The 22,229-nt window shown below is 40.5% G+C and carries 22 protein-coding genes; 17 read left to right on the forward strand and 5 right to left on the reverse strand.

What is annotated here, in order from left to right:
* Positions 1-25: 25 nt before the first annotated feature.
* The 7 genes from secD to AN213_RS12530 all read left to right on the forward strand — a co-directional run bounded on the left by secD (position 26) and on the right by AN213_RS12530 (position 6,995).
* Positions 26-1,837: a protein translocase subunit SecD gene (gene secD, locus AN213_RS12500; RefSeq protein ID WP_055198761.1), complete on the forward strand. Its 1,812-nt coding sequence runs from the start codon at positions 26-28 to the stop codon at positions 1,835-1,837.
* Complete coding sequence (gene secF, locus AN213_RS12505) at positions 1,834-2,754, forward strand: protein translocase subunit SecF (protein ID WP_054561627.1); 921 nt, start codon at positions 1,834-1,836, stop codon at positions 2,752-2,754. Before secD ends, secF begins: the two co-directional genes overlap by 4 nt.
* A 76-nt stretch (positions 2,755-2,830) precedes the next feature.
* Positions 2,831-3,307 carry a transcription elongation factor GreAB gene (locus AN213_RS12510; protein WP_054561626.1) on the forward strand — a complete coding sequence of 159 codons (477 nt, stop codon included), beginning with the start codon at positions 2,831-2,833 and terminating at the stop codon, positions 3,305-3,307.
* A gap of 198 nt (positions 3,308-3,505) precedes the next feature.
* Positions 3,506-4,900 carry a RimK family protein gene (locus AN213_RS12515; RefSeq protein WP_054561625.1) on the forward strand — a complete coding sequence of 465 codons (1,395 nt, stop codon included), beginning with the start codon at positions 3,506-3,508 and terminating at the stop codon, positions 4,898-4,900.
* Complete coding sequence (locus tag AN213_RS12520; protein ID WP_054561624.1) at positions 4,900-6,003, forward strand: GNAT family N-acetyltransferase/peptidase C39 family protein; 1,104 nt, start codon at positions 4,900-4,902, stop codon at positions 6,001-6,003. Before AN213_RS12515 ends, AN213_RS12520 begins: the two co-directional genes overlap by 1 nt.
* 30 nt (positions 6,004-6,033) lie before the next feature.
* The gene (locus AN213_RS12525; protein WP_054561623.1) at positions 6,034-6,528 is read left to right on the forward strand and encodes an MgtC/SapB family protein; all 495 of its coding nucleotides are present in this window, start codon (positions 6,034-6,036) and stop codon (positions 6,526-6,528) included.
* Between the two features lie 26 nt (positions 6,529-6,554).
* The gene (locus AN213_RS12530; protein ID WP_054561622.1) at positions 6,555-6,995 is read left to right on the forward strand and encodes a GNAT family N-acetyltransferase; all 441 of its coding nucleotides are present in this window, start codon (positions 6,555-6,557) and stop codon (positions 6,993-6,995) included.
* Positions 6,996-7,005: 10 nt separating this feature from the next.
* Here AN213_RS12530 and AN213_RS12535 read toward each other — a convergent pair whose 3' ends face one another.
* Entirely contained in the window at positions 7,006-8,217 is a 1,212-nt protein-coding gene (locus tag AN213_RS12535) for an ATP-binding protein (RefSeq protein ID WP_150114717.1), read from the reverse strand.
* 105 nt (positions 8,218-8,322) lie between these two features.
* A complete protein-coding gene (locus AN213_RS12540) occupies positions 8,323-9,333 on the reverse strand; it encodes a GlxA family transcriptional regulator (RefSeq protein ID WP_055020860.1) in 1,011 nt (336 codons plus the stop codon).
* Positions 9,334-9,460: 127 nt separating this feature from the next.
* Here AN213_RS12540 and AN213_RS12545 point away from each other — a divergent pair, with 127 nt between their 5' ends.
* Together AN213_RS12545 and AN213_RS12550 are read left to right on the forward strand one after the other, a co-directional pair.
* Positions 9,461-11,359 carry a beta-ketoacyl synthase gene (locus AN213_RS12545; RefSeq protein WP_054561619.1) on the forward strand — a complete coding sequence of 633 codons (1,899 nt, stop codon included), beginning with the start codon at positions 9,461-9,463 and terminating at the stop codon, positions 11,357-11,359.
* A 101-nt stretch (positions 11,360-11,460) separates the two neighbouring features.
* Positions 11,461-12,537, forward strand: coding sequence for an energy transducer TonB (locus AN213_RS12550; RefSeq protein ID WP_054561618.1), 1,077 nt, complete (start codon positions 11,461-11,463; stop codon positions 12,535-12,537).
* Positions 12,538-12,541: 4 nt separating this feature from the next.
* On the opposite strand, the gene AN213_RS12555 is transcribed toward AN213_RS12550, so the two are convergent.
* Entirely contained in the window at positions 12,542-12,958 is a 417-nt protein-coding gene (locus tag AN213_RS12555; RefSeq protein WP_054561617.1) for an MgtC/SapB family protein, read from the reverse strand.
* 227 nt (positions 12,959-13,185) lie between these two features.
* Between AN213_RS12555 and AN213_RS12560 the strand changes: the two genes are divergently transcribed.
* The 3 genes from AN213_RS12560 (at position 13,186) to AN213_RS12570 (ending at position 15,397) form a co-directional block, all read left to right on the forward strand.
* Positions 13,186-14,679: a BCCT family transporter gene (locus AN213_RS12560; RefSeq protein ID WP_235576237.1), complete on the forward strand. Its 1,494-nt coding sequence runs from the start codon at positions 13,186-13,188 to the stop codon at positions 14,677-14,679.
* Between the two features lie 75 nt (positions 14,680-14,754).
* Positions 14,755-15,099 carry a hypothetical protein gene (locus AN213_RS12565; RefSeq protein ID WP_054561615.1) on the forward strand — a complete coding sequence of 115 codons (345 nt, stop codon included), beginning with the start codon at positions 14,755-14,757 and terminating at the stop codon, positions 15,097-15,099.
* Positions 15,089-15,397, forward strand: coding sequence for a hypothetical protein (locus AN213_RS12570; RefSeq protein ID WP_055020863.1), 309 nt, complete (start codon positions 15,089-15,091; stop codon positions 15,395-15,397). Before AN213_RS12565 ends, AN213_RS12570 begins: the two co-directional genes overlap by 11 nt.
* A gap of 14 nt (positions 15,398-15,411) precedes the next feature.
* Here the strand turns inward: AN213_RS12570 and fghA are convergent, their stop codons facing one another.
* Positions 15,412-16,248: an S-formylglutathione hydrolase gene (gene fghA / locus AN213_RS12575; protein WP_054561613.1), complete on the reverse strand. Its 837-nt coding sequence runs from the start codon at positions 16,246-16,248 to the stop codon at positions 15,412-15,414.
* Between the two features lie 55 nt (positions 16,249-16,303).
* A complete protein-coding gene (locus tag AN213_RS12580; RefSeq protein ID WP_054561612.1) occupies positions 16,304-17,425 on the reverse strand; it encodes an S-(hydroxymethyl)glutathione dehydrogenase/class III alcohol dehydrogenase in 1,122 nt (373 codons plus the stop codon).
* 110 nt (positions 17,426-17,535) lie between these two features.
* Between AN213_RS12580 and AN213_RS12585 the strand changes: the two genes are divergently transcribed.
* The 5 genes from AN213_RS12585 to AN213_RS12605 all read left to right on the forward strand — a co-directional run bounded on the left by AN213_RS12585 (position 17,536) and on the right by AN213_RS12605 (position 22,189).
* Positions 17,536-18,417 (forward strand): LysR family transcriptional regulator, encoded by an 882-nt coding sequence (locus tag AN213_RS12585; protein WP_082401569.1) that lies wholly within the window; start codon positions 17,536-17,538, stop codon positions 18,415-18,417.
* 89 nt (positions 18,418-18,506) lie between these two features.
* On the forward strand, positions 18,507-19,724 hold the full coding sequence (locus AN213_RS12590) for a lipoprotein-releasing ABC transporter permease subunit (RefSeq protein WP_054561610.1): 1,218 nt from the start codon (positions 18,507-18,509) through the stop codon (positions 19,722-19,724).
* Positions 19,717-20,415, forward strand: coding sequence for a lipoprotein-releasing ABC transporter ATP-binding protein LolD (gene lolD, locus AN213_RS12595; protein ID WP_054561609.1), 699 nt, complete (start codon positions 19,717-19,719; stop codon positions 20,413-20,415). The genes AN213_RS12590 and lolD overlap by 8 nt, the downstream gene beginning before the upstream one ends.
* Positions 20,405-21,649: a lipoprotein-releasing ABC transporter permease subunit gene (locus AN213_RS12600; RefSeq protein ID WP_054561608.1), complete on the forward strand. Its 1,245-nt coding sequence runs from the start codon at positions 20,405-20,407 to the stop codon at positions 21,647-21,649. Before lolD ends, AN213_RS12600 begins: the two co-directional genes overlap by 11 nt.
* A gap of 9 nt (positions 21,650-21,658) precedes the next feature.
* Complete coding sequence (locus tag AN213_RS12605) at positions 21,659-22,189, forward strand: DUF924 family protein (RefSeq protein WP_054561607.1); 531 nt, start codon at positions 21,659-21,661, stop codon at positions 22,187-22,189.
* Positions 22,190-22,229 lie beyond the last annotated feature (40 nt).

Genomic DNA, 22,229 nt, shown 5'->3' on the forward strand with positions numbered 1-22,229 from the left:
TGACAATGCCGGAAGGAAGTCATGTATGTCACATAAATCAAAGCCGGCGCTATGGCGTCGTCTAAAAATGAGTTATGTCGCTATGATAGCGGCGTGTTTTTTATTAGCGGTTAGTGCACTACCTAACCTTTACCCTAACAAATCTTGGTTGCACATTAGCTTGCCAGATCAAACTGTGACGCTGCAAAGTGTGACAACATCACTAAATCAACATGGTTTTGAAGTGACTGAAGCCAATGATAGCCAAGCACTGCTGGCTATTTTATTAGCTGAGCCTACTCAAAGTGCCAATGCGCTGAGTTTTATCAAAACACAATACCCACAACTAGAGGCTAAAATTGTTGAGCATGCGACAAGCCCGCAATGGCTCCAGCAGCTGGGTCTATCACCGATTAAATTGGGACTCGATTTAAATGGTGGGGTGTTATTTGTGCTTGATGTTGACCTTGATAAAGCAATGCAAGAGCACTTAAATAGTGTGTATCAACAAACTAAATTGACGCTTCGTAAAGACAAAATCCGTGGGATCCGGGCAAGTGAAGTCAAAGAAGGGGTTGAGCTACAAATTTTACCAAGCTCCGAGGAGCAACTTGCAGGGCTTGTTTCAACGTTGCAAGGTCAATTCAAAGGCCTGATGCAAACTAAATCAACAACGAATAACCTAACTACGGTATTACTACATTTTAACGAGCAAAGCCAAAGCGAATTTAATAAACAAGTTATGGCGCAAAGCTTAACAACCCTGCGTGGTCGCATTGAAGAGCTTGGTATCACTGAAGCGGTAACGCAAAGACAAGGTAAGCAGCGTATTCGCATTGAGTTACCCGGTGTGCAAGACCCATCTGAAGCTAAGCGTATTATTGGTGCAACTGCGACCCTCGATTTTTATCAGGTCGTCGAAGTAGGAGGTAAAGCGTTTAATGTGCAAGGCGGTGGCGTTGTTAATTTAAACCCTGTTGCGATTTTTTCAGGTGATCACATTAATAATGCCAGTGTTGGCAAAGATGAATGGGGCAAGCCTTTAGTTCAGCTTAGTTTAGATTCGCAAGGTGGCGATGCGATGTCTGCATTTTCTAAGCACAATATAGGTAAGCCTATGGCCACGGTGTATTCGGAATACTCACGGGATGCAAATGGCGACGTTGTTAAAAAAAGCGAAGTGATCAATGTGGCAAACATTGCCCAGCATTTAAGTTCTCGTTTTAGTATTACTAATATGAAAAGCCCGCAAGCAGCCTACGATTTAGCGCTTTTACTCCGCGCAGGTTCACTCACAGCGCCAGTGACCATTGTACAAGAACAAACCATAGGCCCAAGCTTAGGCAGTGAAAACATTGAACACGGCTTAGCTGCGTTAATGCTGGGCATCGGTATTACCCTTGCATTTATGGCGCTTTGGTATCGTCGCTTAGGATTGATTGCCAATATTGCTTTACTCCTTAATTTAACGGCTTTAGTTGGTTTAATGTCGTTATTGCCGGGTGTTGTGTTGACACTGCCAGGTATTGCAGGGCTTGTACTAACGATAGGTATGGCAGTTGATACAAATGTGATTATCTTTGAGCGAATAAAAGAAGAGAAACGTAAAGGTCGACCCACTTATCAAGCGATTGAACAAGGCTATAACCAAGCATTTACGACCATTTTTGATGCCAATGTAACAACCATGATCACAGCAATTATCCTATACGCCATTGGATATGGACCGGTGAAAGGCTTTGCAATCACATTAGCGCTTGGGCTATTAACCAGTGTCTTTACTGGCGTTTATATTTCAAAAGCGCTTAGCCAAACACTCTACATTAAACTAACCAATTTGACGGGGGCTAAAGCATGAGTTGGTCAACATTAACTGCAGCGAGTAAAGCACGCGTTTTAGGGTTATTGCTAAGCTGTGTTTTAGTCATCGCAAGCCTAGGTGTTTTATCTGTAAAAGGACTAAATTTTGGCCTTGATTTTACAGGTGGCTACATCAGTGAAATTAACACAACGTCAGTCACGACAATTGCTGATTTAAAGGCAAAGTTAAGCCCCGAGGTTGCGAGCAAATTAACCATCACTAAAGCAGGTGAATATCACTTTGTTTTAAGAGAAGCACCAGAGGCTAGCAAAGCCAGTACTTGGCAAGCAGAGCTGAATGACCAAGGTGTAGAGTATAGCGTATTATCTAGCTCATTTTTAGGCTCACAAGTGGGTGATGAGCTTTTTGAACAAGGTTGTTTAGCTTTATTTGCGGCGCTGATTGCAATTATGGTTTATTTAGCAGTGCGCTTTGAATGGCGACTCGCGGTAGGTTCAGTGGTTGCACTGTTACATGATTTAACTTTAGTGCTGGGCTTGTTTTCCTTACTTGGGCTTGAGTTTAATTTAACCGTGCTGGCGAGTTTACTGGCTATTATTGGTTATTCATTAAATGACTCAATTATTGTTGGTGACAGAGTTAGAGAGCTTTTACGTATTCAGCCAGACAATCAACGCATTAACACCCATGTTGTGATTAATGATGCAATTGGCTCTACGTTAACGCGTACATTGATCACCTCAGGCACAACACTTGCGACCATTGCCTGTATTTGGTTGCTTGCTGGTGCTGCATTAACGGGCTTTGCCATTGCGTTATTTGCAGGCATTGTGGTGGGAACCTTCTCATCGATTTGTATCGCCGCTACCTTGCCGCAGTTATTGGGGTTAAGTTCAGAAAATTACACCCAAACACTGGATGATAAAACCAAAGCCTATATGGATATGCCGTAAGTCAGTTTTATAACTTACTTTCATCAGCCGCTATTTTTCCATAGAATAGCGGCTTTTCTGTTTTAACTGCTTTGATATGAATAAAACACACGTAATTGAACATTTACGCTTTGCGCTAGAGGCACAACTGCAAAACGCCAAAGCAGCGGCAAAAGCGGCTCATGACGCTGCAACCCACGAAGAAAGTGTTGCTGAAACCCAATACGATACCTTGGGTTTAGAGGCTGCTTATCTAGCGCAAGGGCAAGCTGAACGAGTTAATGAGTGCTACCGTGATATTCAGGCATTCAATACGGTGTTTAAAGAAAGCGAATTTAATAAGGTTCGTGAAGGTGCATTAGTGTGTCTTGTCGATGAACAAGATTACGCAAAGTGGTTTTTTATGGGCCCAAGTGCAGGTGGCTTAATAGTCACCGTAAAAGAACAGCCTATTTATGTTGTGACACGAGAAGCGCCGTTAGGTAAGCAATTGATTGGAAAGAGCCTTGATGATGAAGTTGAACTCTCTATTGCTGGCAATAAACAGTTGTACGCCATAGAACAGTTAATTTAATTATTGGTATTTTTAATCAGTAAATTTCATCTTCAAGTAAAAAATATCTCGTTGGTCACAAAGCAAAAAAACCTCTATAAATCACATCAAGCTTAATGCTTATAAGCACCCATCTAGTTAAGTGAAGTTTAGCCTCATGCGTTCACTTAATTGGCTGGGTGTTTTCATTTTTTCATAAGACTTAATTTAGGAAAAGTCGTGTTTAAAACCTTGATTGTGGTTGATAACAATGAGCAACGTATTGCTCAAAATTTCGAAAATGTCATTACCTTTGACACCTACTTACGTGATTACCCAAAACATAATGAGCCAAAAACACGCATTTTAAACTTGTGTGATACAGGGCAGTATTTAAGTAAAGGTTATTATTGTTCTTTGCTTGCTGAAGCAAGAAAGCACCAGGTATTACCGAGTGTAAAAACAATTAATGCGCTACGTAGCGATGAGCACAGCACGCGTCATAAAGCGCTTGCTGGTGGCACTGTCTTTTTTGGTCACACAGATAAAGAGCAGCAAAGTAAGGCAACCAAAGCATTATTCTCGCAATATCCAGCGCCTATTTTGGTGTGTGATGAGCAAGGTGTTGTAAAGCAAGGCACAATTGCATCATTAGATGAAACTGGCTTTACAGAGTTTGTAAAACAACTCAGTAGCTTTACGATGTCTGTATGGCGCATTCACGATAAAAAACGTCGTTACCGTTGGGATATGGCTATATTGGTTGATCACCAAGAAAAGGTGCCGCCAAGTGATAAAGATGCCATTGCTAAATTTATTAAAGCAGCCGCTAAACATGGTATTTATGCCCAAGCACTGACATTTGATGAAATTACCAATATTGCACAATTTGATGCGTTATTTATTCGCCAAACCACAGCCATCGACCATCCAACCTATCGTTTAGCGAGTAAAGCACAAAGCTTAGGGTTAGTGGTCATTGATGATGCAGAGTCAATACTGCGCTGTTGTAATAAAGTGTATTTGCACGATGCCTTTAATTATCAAAAAGTGCCAAGTTTAAAAACTCACGTTGTAGCTGATACAAGTGAAGAGACAATTGAAAGTTTAGAAGCAAACTTCAGCTACCCACTGGTATTAAAAATGCCAGAAGGCTCTTTCTCAAAAGGCGTATTTAAAGTCGCTAATCGTGATGAGTTAGTTGCTAAGTTAACAGAACTGTTTGAGTTCAGCGCACTTGTGCTAGCACAAGAGTACATGTACACCGAATATGATTGGCGTGTCGGGGTGTTAAATGGCCGTGCAATTTATGCGTGTCGTTATTTAATGGCCCGTAATCACTGGCAAATTTATAACCATGATGCAAAACGCTTCTTCTCAGGTGGTTTTGAGACCTTGCCAACCTTTGAGTTACCTAAAGTGGTGCTTGATGCGGCATTAAAAGCCTGTAAAACAGTGGGGAAAGGTTTGTATGGTGTTGATGTTAAAGAGCATCAAGGTAAAGCATACGTGTTAGAAGTGAATGACAACCCAAGTATCGACCATAAAGTCGAAGATGCCTATTTAGGTGATGAGCTTTATATGATCATTATGGATGAGTTTAAACAACGCCTAGAAGCACGAGGCCGCGGTTAATGAACGCATCTGTTTGTCAAATCCGCTTTGCACAGGCCACGGATTTGACGGCTCTTGTCGTCATTGAAGAGCAAAGCTTTAGCCAAGATAGATTAAGTAGCCGTAGTTTAAAACGCTGGATCAGCGCAACTCACGGCTTATTGATGGTGGCTGAGGTAGATAATCAACTGGTTGGTTATGGTTTAGTGTGGTGCCACAAAGGGACGCGGCTTGCCCGGTTATATTCACTGGCGGTTTTGCAATCGCAGCAAGGCAAAGGGATTGCTTCACAGTTACTTCTTGCGCTTGAAAATGAAACGGCTAAACGGGGCCGTTTATACATGCGTTTAGAAGTTGCGGTAAACAACCAATCAGCAATTCGCTTATATGAAAAACTGGGTTATCAGGTGTTTGGTCATTACAGTGATTATTATGATGACCATAGTGATGCTCATCGAATGCAAAAAAACATTCGTCGTAATATCGAATTTAATGCCGATAAACACACACCTTGGTACCAGCAAACTACCGAATTTACTTGTGGCCCAGCGGCGTTATTAATGGCAATGTCATCATTGAATGATACCGCAATGAGCCAACTCAAAGAGCTGGATATCTGGCGTGAAGCCACGACTATCTTCATGACTTCAGGGCATGGCGGTTGTCACCCTCTAGGGTTAGCACTTGCAGCAATGAAACGTGGTTTTAAAGCCGATGTTGTTTTAAATACCCGTGATACTTTGTTTATTGATGGTGTAAGAAGTGAAAAGAAAAAAGCCATTTTGCATACCGTACATAATCAGTTTGTGGCTGAATCAATAGCTGCAAAACTGCCTGTGAGGTATCAAGAGTTAACCTTGGCTACCATTGAAGATTGGCTTGCTGAGGGTAAAGCAGTGGTGTTATTGATCAGCACTTATCGGTTTGATGGTAAAAAATCACCGCACTGGGTGTGTGTAACGCATATTGATGATCATTGCTTGTATGTGCATGACCCATTTTGTGAAAACGAAAAACAATTGGCGATTGATTGTCAGCATGTGCCTATAGCCAAAGCCGATTTTAGCAAAATGGCCAGTTTTGGTTCATCGCGTCTCAGTACAGCGATGGCCTTTTATTTATAATTTTGATTGTTAGTTTGATTTGGAAGTGCAGTGACACTGAGTAGTATATTTGATATTGCCCCTTATTCTTGGTCAGCAATTGGTAGCGCCGCTTTTTGCGGCGCAATTATTGGTATGGAGCGTCAATTACGCGGCAAACCTGTGGGTATTCGTACGTCAGCGCTTATTGTGTTAGGTACTTATTTGTTTCTATCAACAGCGTTTATGTTGCATGGGGAAGATATTGATCATTCACGTGTAGTTGGCCAGATCATTACTGGTATCGGCTTTTTAGGTGCAGGGGTGATGCTTGCAAAAGATGGCGCGGTAGTTGGTGTAACATCTGCTGCGACAATTTGGGTATTAGCATCAATTGGTGTTGTTATTGCTACTGATAACTTACTCGCTGCGATAAAACTATCTGTGCTGGTAGTAGGTATTTTATATGGCGTAGATGTACTTGAAGCTAAATTTAAGAGCTTAGGGCGCGGTGTACATGCCCGTGTAAAACGCTATTCAAAGTTGTATTATCGAAAAGAAAAGTGAAGTTAGATTAAAGATTAGAGTGGTTAATGGAGCCTTGTTACACGATAAAAGCAGCTAGTTTAGAAGAGCTGTTACTTGTTGATAGTCAAATTCCTGAGTTTGATGGCCGAAATACCCTTAGTAAATTACAAGCACAGTGTGCAGATGTTGACCACCTAGCTTTAGTGGCTTATATCGATAATGAGCCTGTGGCATATAAACTGGGTTATGCGTTAGATTCAAACACTTTCTATAGCTGGCTTGGGGCGGTTGCACCAAAATGTAGAGGGCAGGGCATTGCAAAGGCTTTATTAAACGCGCAAGAAGCATGGGTTAAAGCCAACAATTACCTAACCATAAAGGTTAAGTCGATGAACCGTTTTCCTGCAATGCTAAGTATGCTTATCAAAAATGGTTATGCCATAACAGGCTATGAAGACAGAGGCAGCACACAAACTAGTAAGATTTTATTCACGAAAGACATTTAAACTTTTTAGCTTACTTTGGCAAACTAATTAAAAAGTGGGCGCCTACATCACTTTCTTGTACGCAAATATCGCCTTGCAGTTGTTGGCTAACTATTTTCTTCGCTATGCTGAGGCCAAGCCCTATACCTGATTGGTTGTTTTTACCTTTATAAAATGGGGTGAAAATTGAGCTTAGTTCAGTACTGCTGATACCGGTGCCGTTATCGGTGTAGTGAATTTTTAACACCTCATCAAAATCAAAAATATCAATTTCTATTAAAGGGTCTGTAATATTGTTGAATGCATGCTCAATTGAGTTTTGCAATAAAATAAACAGCACTTGTTTTAGCAAGTCTATTTCAACTTCTAATTGGCTATGCGGGTTTTGATAATTAATGTCTAATTTGATACTGCGATGTTTTATTTGCTCTTCTAAGTGTTTATAAAGTGACTCCGAAAGCTGAGCTAACGTCATGATTGTTTTACTTGATTGTGATTTGGTATACAACAAATCTTGTAAAATACGTATTTTATAAGCAGATGATGTTAAGTTTCTGTTTAGTAGTTCATTGGTATTTATCAATGTCTCTAAAGTATTTTGCAGTGCTTGTTGGCTAAGTCGTTTTTTTAAAAGTCTGGTTTGTGTTTCTTTGACAGTAAGTTGAGTAACATCTACTGCGGTAATGCAGTTACCGAGTGGTGTGTTGAGCTCGTGGGCTATTCCTCTAATTAAAGTGGCTAGTTCAGCAAACTGTTGCTGCTCAAACGCTTGTTTTTGCTGATACAATAATTTCAGTTGTGTTTCGAAGCTTTGCTTAATGGTTTCGAGTAGCTTTATCACAGGCTCGTTATATTCATGGGGTTTGCTATCTAAGATACAAATTGTGCCAAATGGGGTGGTGTCTCCTGCACATATAGGTAAACCTAAATAAGAAATCATATTAAGCTTGATATCAGGGTTTTCTTTCCAGTTCTCATCAACAAGTGCGTTTGGTATGTTCAGTAAGTTCTGCGTTTTTACGACATGCTCACAATAAAGGCCTGAATCTTCTAACTCTTCACTGTCACCAATTTCATAAGGATTTGCTTGGTTATTGTTTTTTGAAAACACACTAATAATATTGTTTTCTACTTTCATTACTAAGGCGACGGGTACATCAGCAAAAAGGGCTAAAACTTCGAGGGTTTTATTCCAACTTTGCACTAATTCATCATAATCAAGCTGATACATTTTTAGACTCAAACAAATACCTATACAACTAACTAAAAGCTTAGTAATAATTTTTAATTCAGCAACTTAAATATGATTAATCTGACCTTTGCTTAGAACAATTCCGGCATTTTAGCTTTATCCAAATAGTTTTCGTCTAACGACTGTGCGATATTCACTAGGTGTTTGTGAAAGCACTTTCTTGAATACCCGTGTTAAGTGACCTTGGTCGTTATAACCAACTTCCAGTGCAACTTCTTGAATAGACAAATTTGAAGACGCTAATAACTCTTTTGCAGTTTGTACCCGCAACTGTTGCCAATACTCCACAGGAGTTTGGCTGGTGGCTTGGCGAAAACGGCGTGTAAAGGTGCGGTAGCTTAAACTAAATTGTGCTGCAATTTCTTGCAGAGTCAGTTCAGATGTTAAATTGTTTTTTAACCAAAATTGAATTTGTGCAATGAGTTCGTCTGGGTGTTTATCAACGGCACCCTCAAGGTAGCGCTGATCTTCATAGGGCTTACGAATTTCATGGGAGAAATTACGCTCAACATGCTGCGCTGCTTCTCGTCCGTAATATTGACTAATAATATGCACAATAACATCGGCAAGGGCATTTAAACTCGCAACTGTATACATGCGCTCAGACTGTGTGATGAAAAAATCAGGCTTAAGCTGCACTTTAGGGTAGTCACGTTTAAATTGTTCTGCGTAATGCCAGTGGGTGGTAGCCGGGTGGCCATCCAATAAGCCTGCTTCTGCAACTAAACAATTACCTGTGCCTACACCAATGATATGACTGCCTTGTTGCCAAGAATTACCAAGCCAGTTCACCAAACTTTGCTGATTGCTCACCACAGGACGCGGGTTTCGCCAAATCCCAGGCACAATAATCAAGTCACTAGCAGGCGCGGTGACGGTTTCGCAATCGGGCATAATTGAAAGCCCAGTACGATTAGGGATCGCTTTTAGACTACTTGCCACTAAATTGATGTTTAGAGGTTTAAATTCGTTCTGCTGACGATGGCTTTTTGCAAAGGCCTCACCAGCTCTGAGCATTTCAATAGGCAGGGTTAAACTGGTTATTAATAAATGAGGATAAACCAAAATACTAATTTCAATGGCTTTTACTTGTTGAAGTTTCGTCACTCAAATTGCTCCGACCAGTTGCTTTTGGCCTATTGTGCATGTTATTTGGCTATTTAAGCATAAAGCGTGTTAATTAATCCATTTAAACTTGGCTTAATTCTCATAACACGTTTTCTCAAGGTTTTTTATGACAGCATTACCCGTTATTGTTGGTATGGGTGGTATTAATGCCGCTGGCCGCACTTCTTTTCATCAAGGTTATCGTCGTATCGTGTTAGACAGCTTGGACGCTAAAGCCCGTCAGGAGACATTTTTAGGCTTAGCGACATTAATGAACTTAGTCACTCTTACTGAAGGTGTACTTAAAGATGCCCAAGGCAATACCATTGCCGAATCAGACATCGAAGCTAAGTTCGGTGAACAAATTTTAGCTGGCACACTTATTCGTAAAATTGAAAAAAACCACTTCGATGTGGATGCGACTCCATGGCAGCAAAAAATGACGTTAACAGCGTCAGATGAACAGCAGATTGTTTTTGAAACGCGCCGCCGTGATTTACCAACTCCAGTACCAAGTGCTTGGCAGGTTGAAGAATTAACTGATAAAAAAGTGAAAGTCACAATTAGCGCTGATCTTGCAATTAAACATGACAGTACGCGCGATAATCCAATTAAAGCGGCCGGTCAATTACCAACAGGTTTTGAACCTTCAGCTATGTATAACAGCCGTTATCAACCAAGAGGCTTGCAAGCGACTATCTTTGCCGCAACCGATGCGATTCGTTCGACAGGTCTGGCGTGGCAGCAGGTGATGAATAGTGTTGAGCCTGATCAAATTGGCACTTACTCAGCTTCTGTGGCGGGTCAAGTTGATGATGAAGGATTTGGTGGATTAATACGTGCGCGTCAGCAGGGCGATCGTGTGAGTACAAAACAGCTTGCACTTGGCTTAAACACTATGTCTACTGACTTTATCAATGCTTATGTAACAGGCAATGTGGGTACAACCTTTACTACATCAGGTGCATGTGCAACGTTTTTATATAACTTACGTGCTGCAGTAAACGATATTCAAGCGGGTCGTACGCGTGTCGCTATTGTGGCGTCTGTTGAGTGTGCTATTACACCTGAAATTGTTGAAGGTTTTGGCAATATGAGCGCACTTGCAAATGAAGAAGGTCTAAAGCGCCTTGATAATACAGATGTGGTTGATCATCGCCGTACAAGTCGTCCATTTGGTGAAAACTGTGGTTTTACGATTGGTGAAGGCGCACAAGTTGCTATATTAATGGATGATGCATTGGCATTAGAGTTAGGCGCTGATGTGTTAGGCAGCGTTGCAGATGTGTTCGTCAATGCCGATGGTATTAAAAAATCAATTACAGCCCCGGGCCCAGGTAACTACATCACGATGGCAAAATCTGTTGCACTAGCAAACAGTATTGTTGGCCAAGAAGCGGTACAAAAGCGTAGCTTTATTTTGGCACATGGCTCAAGTACACCACAAAACCGCGTAACAGAATCACTGATCTATCATAAAGTGGCAGAAACATTTGCAATTGATAATTGGAAGGTTGCTGCGCCTAAAGCATATGTTGGCCATACCATTGCTCCAGCCAGTGGTGATCAATTAGCTATGGCATTAGGTGTGTTTAGTCACAACATTATGCCGGGTATTACGACAATCGATAAAGTGGCAGATGATGTGTATAGCGAACATTTAGACATTCGTACTGAACACTATCAGTGTGATGCAATGGATATTGCCTTCATTAACTCAAAAGGCTTTGGTGGTAATAACGCAACGGCGACTGTGTTATCACCGGCAATTACATTAAAGATGCTAGCAAAGCGTCATGGTGATGAGGTTATGGCGCAATATCAAGACCGTCATACTCAGGTAGCCAAAGCGCAAGCTGACTATCAACAACACGCTGATTTAGGTCATTATGAGCTAATTTATCGTTTTGGTGATGGCTTAATTGATGAAAATGGCATTGAAATTAGTGAAGATTCAATGACAATCCCAGGTTTTGATAAAAAAGTTTTATTATCAAAACCAAACCCTTACCAGGATATGTTTTAAGATCAAGGCATGTTTAAGCACATTCTTGACAGCAAGGCGCTTTTAAAGCGCCTTTTTTAGTGCTATAAGTGTTCCTATAAAAGGGAATTGGAGCCATTATCATGATTAAATTCACAAAACTCGCAGCACTTTGTTCACTTATCGCATTACCTACACAGGCTTTAGCACGAGACGTCAATGACTTAGGTGTTGATGTTCAAGCTGCTACCTCTGCTTATATTGTTAAAAATTCAAACAAACGTTACCCAGGTAGTTATAACGGCTCTCGTCTAGAAGGCTGGGCATTAATGTCTTATGTGGTTGATACACAAGGTAAGGCAAAAGACATTGAAGTGATCATGGCATCTGATACTCGGGGTAGTGAAGAAAATGCAGAGAAATACTTAACCAACTTAGAGTTTGCACCTGCCACAAAAGAAGGCAAAACCGTAGAAGGGGGTTACCTGTTTTCATTTGAAGTAGGTAAGTATTTTAATGGTTACTCAAATGATAAAGCGAGCCGTGGTTTTATTAATGAATACGATGAAATCAATAAAATGCTGCAAGCTAAAGAGTTTAAAAAAGCTGAGCAAGCATTGGCTGAGTTATATAAAGACCATACTAAAAACACCTCTGAACAGGCATTATTTGCATGGTTGAAAAGCCAATTTTATTATCATCAACAACAATGGTTTGGCTTTGATGAGCAGTTGTCTGTAGCCTATTTACTGCGAGCTAAGTTACCAACAGATATACAATATTTAGTCGCTAAAAGTGCTCTACAATGGTACAGCTTCAAGGGCGATTTTAATCTTGCATACAATGCTATTTATGCGTTAGATAATATCGAGGGTAAACAGTTTTCAGAAGAAAACAAACTTGCCACTATCAAGCAAATTGATGACCTATTGGCGCGAACACCGCAGATTAATTCACAAATCAATGTTTCAAAAGATAAGCTTTCATATTTATCTTTATCTCGCGGTTCAATCAAAATTGAAGGCGCGAGTGATGTTTCTAAATTACAGATCCGCTGTGCAGATCAAGTCATTGACCTTGAAGCAAGTGAATCGGTTAATTATGTCATTGATGAGCAAAGCAGACGCTGCGGTTTATTAGTTAAATCTGCAAGCCCTGCTGAGATTAAAGTTAAACAAACTGGCTATGCCATAGTTAACTCAAAATATGACGCGAGCTAATTGTTTACTTTAAGCGCTTAACATATCTTAGCGTTACGAAATTAATCAACGCCATTAAAAAGGCGATTTCGTAACGACTAAATGCCACAGCAATGCCAATAAGTCCCATGTTCCAAATACTGGCTGCTGTGGCTGTTCCATAGGTAGAGTTTTTGTTCTTCAAAATGGCACCACCGCCAATAAAGCCAATACCCGTGATAATCCCTTCGAGTACTTTTGATTCTGCCTCTGAACTTGTTAAAACAGACATGCCCACTAATGCATAACCACATGATGCAACAGCGACTAATGGAAATGTTCGTAGACCTGCACCATTACTGGTTTTTTCTCGATCAAAAGCCATTGGAAGGGCAAGTAAATAGGCAATACCTAGATGAATTAAATTATCGAGAATTTCATACCAATCAATATTAAAGTCCATGCTTTGCTCCTTGCTATAAAGATTATGATAGCTTTGCAATTTCAATACCCGATCAACAAATTAAATAAAATGAGGAAACTAGGGACATGTAGCCGGGTTTTTAAAAGCATGCCTTGCTATAATTTGCGATTTTTACGCACTGCTATGTCATTTTTTCAGCCTTTTGGCTGTTTGAATTTTAGCCATGCTAACAGTATGCTAAACACGCTGACTAAATAGGCTTCACATTGAAACATTCCACCTCCTCCCTAGAAAAAACCGCGCTTGCACTGTGTATGTTTGGTGCACTGATTGCTGTGATTTTGCCTGATGTTATCACTGAGCAAGTTCAGCCGTTTGTACAAATGCTGTTAAAATGGAGTGGTAGTAGCTTTTTCTTATTGGTGAATTTTTTATTGTTTGCCATCATTATTTTAGCAATTAGCCCACTCGGTAGCCGTAAACTAGGTGGTGAGCAGGCTGTTGTTGAGTATTCAAACTTTGGCTGGTTTGCCATGTTGTTTGCAGCAGGAATGGGCTCTGGCTTGGTTTTTTGGGGCGTAGCAGAGCCTGCGTTACATTCACTCGACCCACCACTTAAACAAAGCTTATATCCAGATAGACTAGCCAGTAGCCTCGCTTTAACCCTAGTGAATTGGGGCGCTCATGCTTGGGCACTTTATGCTGTATTTGCGCTAGTGCTTGGCGGATTAACGCAATACAGTGGGAGGTCAGGAGATATTTGTGCCCCTGTTTTAACGGCGCTTGGTAATCGCATAGATAAGTCTGCAAAATTTACTGTGTCGTTTATTGTAAGGTTAATTGCGGTAATCGCTATTTTTTTTGGTGTCGTCGGCACCATAGCTAATTCCACTTTACTGATCAGTAAAGGCGTTGAAATAGAGTTGGGGGTTACTTCAACTTTATTAGTGGGTTCATTAATCGTTTGTTTGTTAGCAGTTATTTATTCGCTGTCGGTTAAATTTGGATTACGACGCGGGGTACAGTCACTAAGTATATTTAACGTATTTCTAGCATTTAGTCTGCTTTTTTGGTTGCTACTAGTGGTGCCAATTGAGCCTATTATAAAGATTGCTTTAGATGGAACAGGCTACTATTTACAGTTGCTTGCAACTGGCACTTGGCAATTCGATAGCCAATTAAAAGCGCCGGATTGGGCCACTCATTGGACATATAATTATTACTTTTGGTGGTTAGCGTGGGGGCCATTTGTTGGTGTGTTCCTAGCCAAAATTAGCCAGGGGCGTAAAGTTTGGCAATTTATTTTGGCGGTTGTGTGTATTCCAACTTTAGTGACTATTATTTGGTTTGCGACCTTTTCGGGGGCAGCAATTGAATGGGATAGACTTAACCAAGCGGGCATTTTAGTTGCTATAAAACAAGATTACAGCCAAGGCTTATTTGTATTTTTTAATCAACTAGACTGGCAAGGAACCGTGTTTATTTGGTTAAGCTTATTACTACTGTTGATATTTGTTGCTACATCCGCAGACTCTGCAATATTAGTCATAAGAGAGCTGGTTGGCTCTGAGCAAAATAACCGTGTGACACTCTACGCATGGTGTTTAGCATTATTCATATGTAGCTTTGCATTGTTACTGCTACAAGATGAGCCATTAAATCGTAGCGTTGCAATTTTAGGCGCTTTACCTTTCTTGTTAATATTCCTATTACAGTTAGTTGGGTTTTTAAAAGAGTTTATTCGTGATATTTGTGATTAATCTACAGTTTTTTACAGTTAAATTACCTGTTTGTTATTATGCTTAGAAAATAAGCTTAAGTGTATTGGAGGACCGATGCTTAAATCTTTGTACGTAATACTATCAGTAAGTTTACTCAGTGGCTGTACTGCAGTTGGCTTAGTTGCAGATGGAATTGGCGGACGCACGAGTCAGGCACAGCCGGCAAGCGCTTATGCAGATAAAAAAGATAATGACCGAGTTAACTATGGCATGACCATGACGATGCTAGGTTATGAAATCGACAAAGCGATTATTGAAGGCCTAGAGAGCGGTAGTAAAGACAAAGACGTTGAGCTTAAATGTCGTCAAATTAGTCGCGCAGTAAAAGAATGTGTTGAGGTTAAAGCTGAGCCAAAAAAAAGACCTACATTAATGGATAGTTTTAATAATGAAGATTAGCTTTTCAAAACTTGTTATTTGCTTAGTAAGCTACCAATTAGTGGGGTGTACAGTGGCGGGGTCAATAGTTGATGGCTATGCAAAAAACTCACAACCAACAAATCTTGCAACTACAAATGCAAATCAAACTAACAGTACTGTAACCGATGCTGAGGGCTTTTCATTCGCAAAGTTAGGCTTTGAAATTGATAGCGCTGTTATTGGTTTACTCAAACCAAAAGAACAACAACCGCAATTAGTTTGCAGGCAAATTACACGCAGTATTAAAGAGTGTGAGGAAGTTAAGCCCTCACACTAAAAATTAAGTATTAATCACAGATACTTTTGATGAAACATCAAGTGTTCGTCAATAAAGCTGCTGATAAAGAAGTAACTATGATCATAACCCGCGTGCATGTTGATCTCAGCTGGGTAATCTTTTTCGTTTACGACAGCAAATAAGTTCTCAGTTTTGAGTTGCTCAGTTAAGAAGTTATCGGCCTCACCTTGATCAATACGCATCGGTAAATAATCATCAGCGGTAGCTTTTTTCATCAATTCACAGCTGTCGTATTCAAGCCAACTTGCTTTATCACTACCTAGGTAATTACTAAACGCTTTTTCACCCCAAGGGCAATTAATCGGGTTCACAATCGGGCTAAAAGCACTGGCGCTGACGTATTGTTTAGGGTTTTTAAGCGCAATCATCAATGCGCCGTGACCACCCATAGAATGACCAGCAATGGCTTTTTTAGTCGTCACAGGGAAGTGTGCTTCGATAAGTGCAGGTAACTCAGAAACCACATAGTCGTACATGTTGTAGTGCACATTGTAAGGCGCTTGAGTCGCATTGACATAAAAACCAGCACCTTGACCAAAATCGTAATTTTCATCGTCAGGCACATTTTCACCGCGCGGGCTAGTATCTGGAGCGACAATCGCAATACCTAGTTCAGCCGCTTTTTTAAATGCTCCGGCTTTTTGCATAAAGTTTTCATCTGTACAGGTTAAACCTGACAACCAATACATCACTGGCACTTTATTCGTTTCGCTGGCACCTGGCGGTAAAAAAATCGCAAAGCGCATAGCACAATGTGTGCTGCTAGCTTGGTGGGTATATTGTTTATGCCAGCCACCGCTGACTTTTGTTGAGCTTATGTTTTCTAGCATAACCAAATCCTTGAAACAAAGGCGCTAGGAGTCAACCTAGCGCCAAATTAAAAGATTAATAATGAATAACTGAACGGATGCTCTTACCTTCGTGCATTAAGTCGAAAGCTTCATTGATATCTTCAAGTTTCATGGTGTGTGTGATGAAATCGTTTAACGCAAACTCACCATTCATATATCGCTCAACAATCTCTGGTAATTCAGAGCGACCTTTAACGCCACCAAATGCACTACCGCGCCATACACGACCTGTTACTAGTTGGAAAGGACGAGTAGAGATCTCTTGGCCTGCACCTGCAACACCAATGATTACTGATTCACCCCAACCTTTGTGACAACACTCAAGAGCAGAACGCATTACATTAACGTTACCGATACATTCAAATGAGAAATCAACACCACCGTCAGTCATTTCAACGATAACTTCTTGGATTGGTTTGTCGAAGTCATTTGGATTGATTAAATCAGTTGCACCTAGTTTAGTAGCAAGATCAAACTTACTGGTGTTGATATCAACACCAATAATACGGCCAGCGCCCGCCATTTTCGCACCGATAATCGCCGATAAACCGATACCACCTAAGCCAAAAATAGCCACTGTATCGCCTTTTTGAACTTTTGCTGTTTTAGTAACAGCACCCATGCCGGTTGTTACACCACAACCAAGTAAACAAATTTCTTCAAGAGGCGCTTCTTTGCTTACTTTAGCAAGTGAAATCTCTGGTAATACAGTGTACTCAGAGAAGGTAGAGCAACCCATGTAGTGATAAATTGGTTGACCATCTTTATAGAAACGCGTTGTGCCATCAGGCATTAAACCTTTACCTTGCGTTTCACGTACCGCAGAGCATAAATTTGTTTTGCCCGATTTACACATTTTACACTCGCCACATTCAGCAGTGTAAAGAGGAATAACATGATCGCCTACTTCAACATGTGTTACACCTTCACCTACGGCTTCAACAATACCGCCACCTTCATGGCCAAGGATTGCTGGGAAAATACCTTCAGGGTCTTCACCAGATAAAGTAAATGCATCGGTATGACAAACACCTGTAGCAACAATCTTTACAAGCACTTCGCCTTTTTTAGGCATCATTACATCCACTTCTTCAATTGATAGTGGTTGATTTGGACCCCAAGCGATAGCCGCTTTTGATTTGATAAAATCAGTCATAACGTTCCCTTATAGTTGTTGGAAGTAAGTATTAAACTTAGTCTATTTTATTTGTTTCTCAATGAATGATAATCTTCGTTTTATTAAAACACTTTTACAGTATGGTAATAATGAATCGTTGGCACGGAATTGATGAGTTTTTAGCGGTAGCAGAAACAGGCAGTTTTACAAAAGCAAGTAAACTACTGGGTATGTCAGTGGCCCATGTAAGCCGGTATGTGAGTCAATTAGAAGAGCGATTAAACACACAATTGTTAACCCGAACAACCCGTAAAGTGGTGCTAACGCAAGAAGGGCAGGTGTTTGCGCATCAAACTAAACAATTACAGCATGCCATGGATGATGCCACGGCACTGCTTGCAGAGCAGCAACTGACACCAAAAGGTAGTATAAAACTAACAGCTCCTGTGATGTATGGTGAAAGTTTCATCATGCCTGCGGTACATTCGTTTATGCAAAAGCACCCAGATATTGAAGTGATCAGCCATTTAAGCAATGAGCAAGTCAATCTACTAGAAGATGGGTATGATCTCGCTATTCGCCTTGGTCATTTAAAAGATTCATCTTTAAAAGCACGGCGCATTAGTCAGCGCAGGCTTGTTATTTGTTGTAGCTCTGAATATATCAATAAATTCGGCCAACCACACAGTGTGAGTGAATTACATCAGCACAATTGCCTGATTGGTAATAACAGTTACTGGCGGGTAAAAGAGCAGGGTCAAGATAAGCACATCAAAGTGGCAGGGCGTTTGGCCTGTAACAGTGGTTGGGCATTGGTTGACGCTGCAATAAAAGGGTTAGGCATCGTGCAACTACCAGATTACTATGTCAATGACCACCTAGCCAATGGCAGGTTGAGTGCTGTACTTTCGAATGTTGCACCGGCACCTGAAGGTGTATGGGGGGTGTATCCACCAAGGCAGTTTATCGCAACCAATGTAAAAGCATTACTTGACCATCTGGTTGCTACTGTTCAAGTATCAGATTTATAATTATTTTTTACAATTTCGCGCATCCCATGCTAGCTAAATCTATGCTAATATGAGCGCATATTTAGCCCTTGGAATACCCATAATTTATTATGTTTCAACCTGTTAGCCTTTTTATAGGGCTGAGATATAGTCGCTCCTCAAAGGGCAATGCCTTTATCTCATTTATTTCATTTTTCTCTATCGCGGGCATTGCTATTGGTTTAATGGCCTTGTTTACAGTCAGTTCAGTAATGAATGGTTTTGAGAATAACCTTAAAACCAACATGCTTGGTTTAATTCCTCATATTGAAGTATCAGCCGAAGATAACTCGAAAGAAACCATGCTGCAGTTAAAGCAGCAACTAGCAAATTCTCAAGATGTTAAACAAGTTAACCTATACCGCCATGGCGAAGCCATTTTACAAACTAACCAAGATTTGCATGGCGTATTGTTACAAGGCCTTTATGATGAAGGAAGCTCCATCTATAACGTAAAAGATAAAATTGTTGCCGGCAATTGGTCACAAGTAATGGACAGCAACTACCATATTGCGATTAGCCGCTACTTGAGTCGAAAATTGGGTATTTCTCTTGGGGATAAAGTACGGGTTATCATGCCTAATGCCAGTTCGTATACCCCCCTTGGTCGAGTACCGAGTCAGCGCTTGTTTACCGTTGCTGCACTTTATGAAACACAGTCAGAAATTGATATGTCATTAGCATTTACCAGTGGCTATTCGTTAGGCAGAGTTTTAAAACTAGCAAAATCAGCAGCCCCTAATTTGAGTGTATCGCTGTATGAACCATTTGCTGTTGAGCAAGTATTGCAATCGCAGTTAGCTATTTTAAACGATTACACAGTGACTGACTGGCGAGCTAGCCAAGGCACACTATTTGCCGCTGTGGCAATGGAAAAGCGCATTATGTCGATGTTACTTGGCTTAATCGTGCTCGTTGCAGTGTTTAATATCATTTCAGCATTAACCATGATGGTCAGTGAGAAGCAAAGTGAAGTCGCTATTTTACAAACACTGGGTTTAACTCCGTTACAAGTGCAGCACGTGTTTATGATCCAAGGCTTATATAACGGCCTTATCGGTACCAGTATTGGTGCGTTACTTGGTGTGCTATTAAGTAGCAACATTAATGAATTGTTGAATATGTTAGGCATCAATTTACTAGCGGGCGTGAGTTTACCCGTTAAATTTGATGTTATAAGTTTGAGTTTTATTGCCGCAGGGAGTATTGCGATGAGCTTTTTAGCTACCTTGTATCCTGCCAGAAAAGCTGCAAAAGTGAATCCAGCAGAGGTATTACGTTATGAGTGATTTAGTTATCAATTGTCAGCAGTTAAATAAAGTCTATCAAGATGGCGATAACGAGGTTGCGGTATTAAAAGGGGTTGATTTAGCACTTAATCAAGGCGAAATGTTAGCTGTTGTAGGGAGCTCTGGCTCAGGAAAAAGTACCTTATTGCATATATTAGGTACCTTAGATAACGAAAGCTCAGGCAAGGTTGAAATTAAAGGTCAGCAGGTTTCTAAATTAAACCGTAAACAACAAGCCAGTTTCCGAAATGAAAATTTGGGCTTTATTTATCAATTCCATCATCTATTAATGGAATTTACTGCCATCGAAAATGTTGCAATGCCATTATTAATTAAAGGCTTAAGCGCAAAAGCGGCAACCGAAAAAGCCCGTAACATGCTAGATAAAGTAGGGTTATCTCATCGTAGCGAACATAAACCTTCGGCGTTATCAGGTGGTGAGAGGCAGCGGGTTGCAATAGCACGTGCATTAGTAACCGAGCCTGCTTTGGTGCTTGCCGATGAACCAACCGGTAACCTAGATAAACAAAACGCAATTAAGATTTACGATTTAATTAAAGAATTAAATACTAGCTTAAAAACCAGTTTTGTTGTGGTAACCCATGATTTAGAACTTGCAGATAAACTAGGCAAAATTGCCTATTTAGATGATGGTAAGCTCGCAATTAAAGAGTCTCAGCATGTTGCTTAGTGCCTTTATTTCAAAACGCTTTCGTGCCCATAGTGGCCAAAAAGACGGACAAAACGGTTTTGTTAGTTTTATCGCTAAAGCATCGACAATCGGCATTCTTTTAGGTGTCGCTGTGCTAATTGTTGCTTTATCAGTTATTAATGGTTTTGAGCAGCAGCTAGTACATCGGCTTTTATCGGTCGTACCTCAGGTTGAATATGTTGCGCCTAACAAACCAATCAATAATTGGCAGTCAAAAGTTGCACTACTGCGCTCTCAAGCCGGTGTAACAGGTGCTGCGCCGTTTATTAGTGTCAACGGCATGGCGCAATATAAAAGTGAGTTAAAAGCAGTTGAAGTGCGTGGTGTAAGCCCTGAATTTGAAAACCAAGTGTCGGCGTTAAATCAATTTACAGAAGGGCGCTTAGTTAGCCAGCTACAACAAGAAGATGTGCTTTTAGGCCAACAAATCGTTAACCGATTGGGCCTTAAAATTGGCGACCCAGTTACCTTATTAATCCCACAGATAAACCAGCAAAGTAACACTTTATTGGCGCCAAAGCGTGTTAGCTTGAATCTTGCGGGTATTATAAAAATGGGCGGCCCAATTGATGAAACAGCGGCTTTTATTCGCCTTGATAAAGCGCAAAGTGTGTTGAGTTTTGAGCAAAACCAAGTAACCGGTTTACGATTACAAGTAGCTGATGTGTTCGCGGCCCATCAAACGGCGATGCGTGTGGGGCAAGTTATTCCTGATTATGTCTATGTCTCAAGTTGGTTTAGAACCCAGGGTAGCTTATATCAAGATATTCAAATGGTTCGCACGATTGTGTATATCGTGGTGTTTTTAATAATTGCGGTAGCGAGTTTTAATATTGTTTCGTCTTTAGTGATGGAAGTACGTGAAAAACAGGCAAATATCGCAATTTTAAAAACCATGGGCGCACAAGATAGCACCATTTTAGCAACCTTCGTAATGCAAGGTTTTACACAAGCTTTAATTGGTGTGATCTTAGGCACAGTTATCGGTGTAATGCTTGCGTTAAACATCAGTGAACTGTTCACTTGGGCAAGTAACTTATTTGGCGATAACCCATTACAAGGGGTTTATTTTATTGAGTTTTTACCCAGTAAACTAGTTTGGCAAGATATTGTTATCACGGTAATTGTTACTTTTGTTCTCGCTATTTTGGCTACCTTATATCCTGCGTGGCAAGCAACCCGAGTTGACCCTGCAAAAGTTCTTGGTAATTAAGGAGTGTTTATGGATAAGCAACGCATTATCGATTTTTGGTTTAATGAATTAGGACCAGAAGTTTGGTATCAGCAATCAGACGAAGTTGATGCCTTAATTACACGTGAGTTTTCAGAATGCCTTTTGCAGGTTATCGCTGGCGAACATGCAGATTGGCGAGTTGATGCTCAAGGCTCTTTAGCTGAAATTATCGTGTTAGATCAGTTTTCACGCAATATTTACCGTAATACAGCAAAGGCGTTCAGCCAAGACCCACAAGCATTAAGTCTAGCGCAAAGAGCCATTGAATTAGGTTTTGATAAAAAGTTACCTAGCTCTCAAACTGCGTTTATTTATATGCCGTATATGCACAGTGAATCGAAAGTCATTCATCAGCAAGCTGAGCAATTGTTCAAAGGCATGAGTAATTATGAATTTGAACTAAAGCACAAAGTGATTATTGATAGGTTTGGTCGCTACCCACATCGCAATAAAATTTTAGGTCGTGAATCAACAGCTGAAGAGCTGCAATTTTTAACAGAGCCTAACTCTTCTTTCTGAGTTGATTGAATAGTACGCAAGTAAATTTAAATGCTCTTTG

It is taken from the genome of Pseudoalteromonas sp. P1-8 (genome assembly GCF_001399985.1).
Lineage (GTDB): Bacteria > Pseudomonadota > Gammaproteobacteria > Enterobacterales > Alteromonadaceae > Pseudoalteromonas.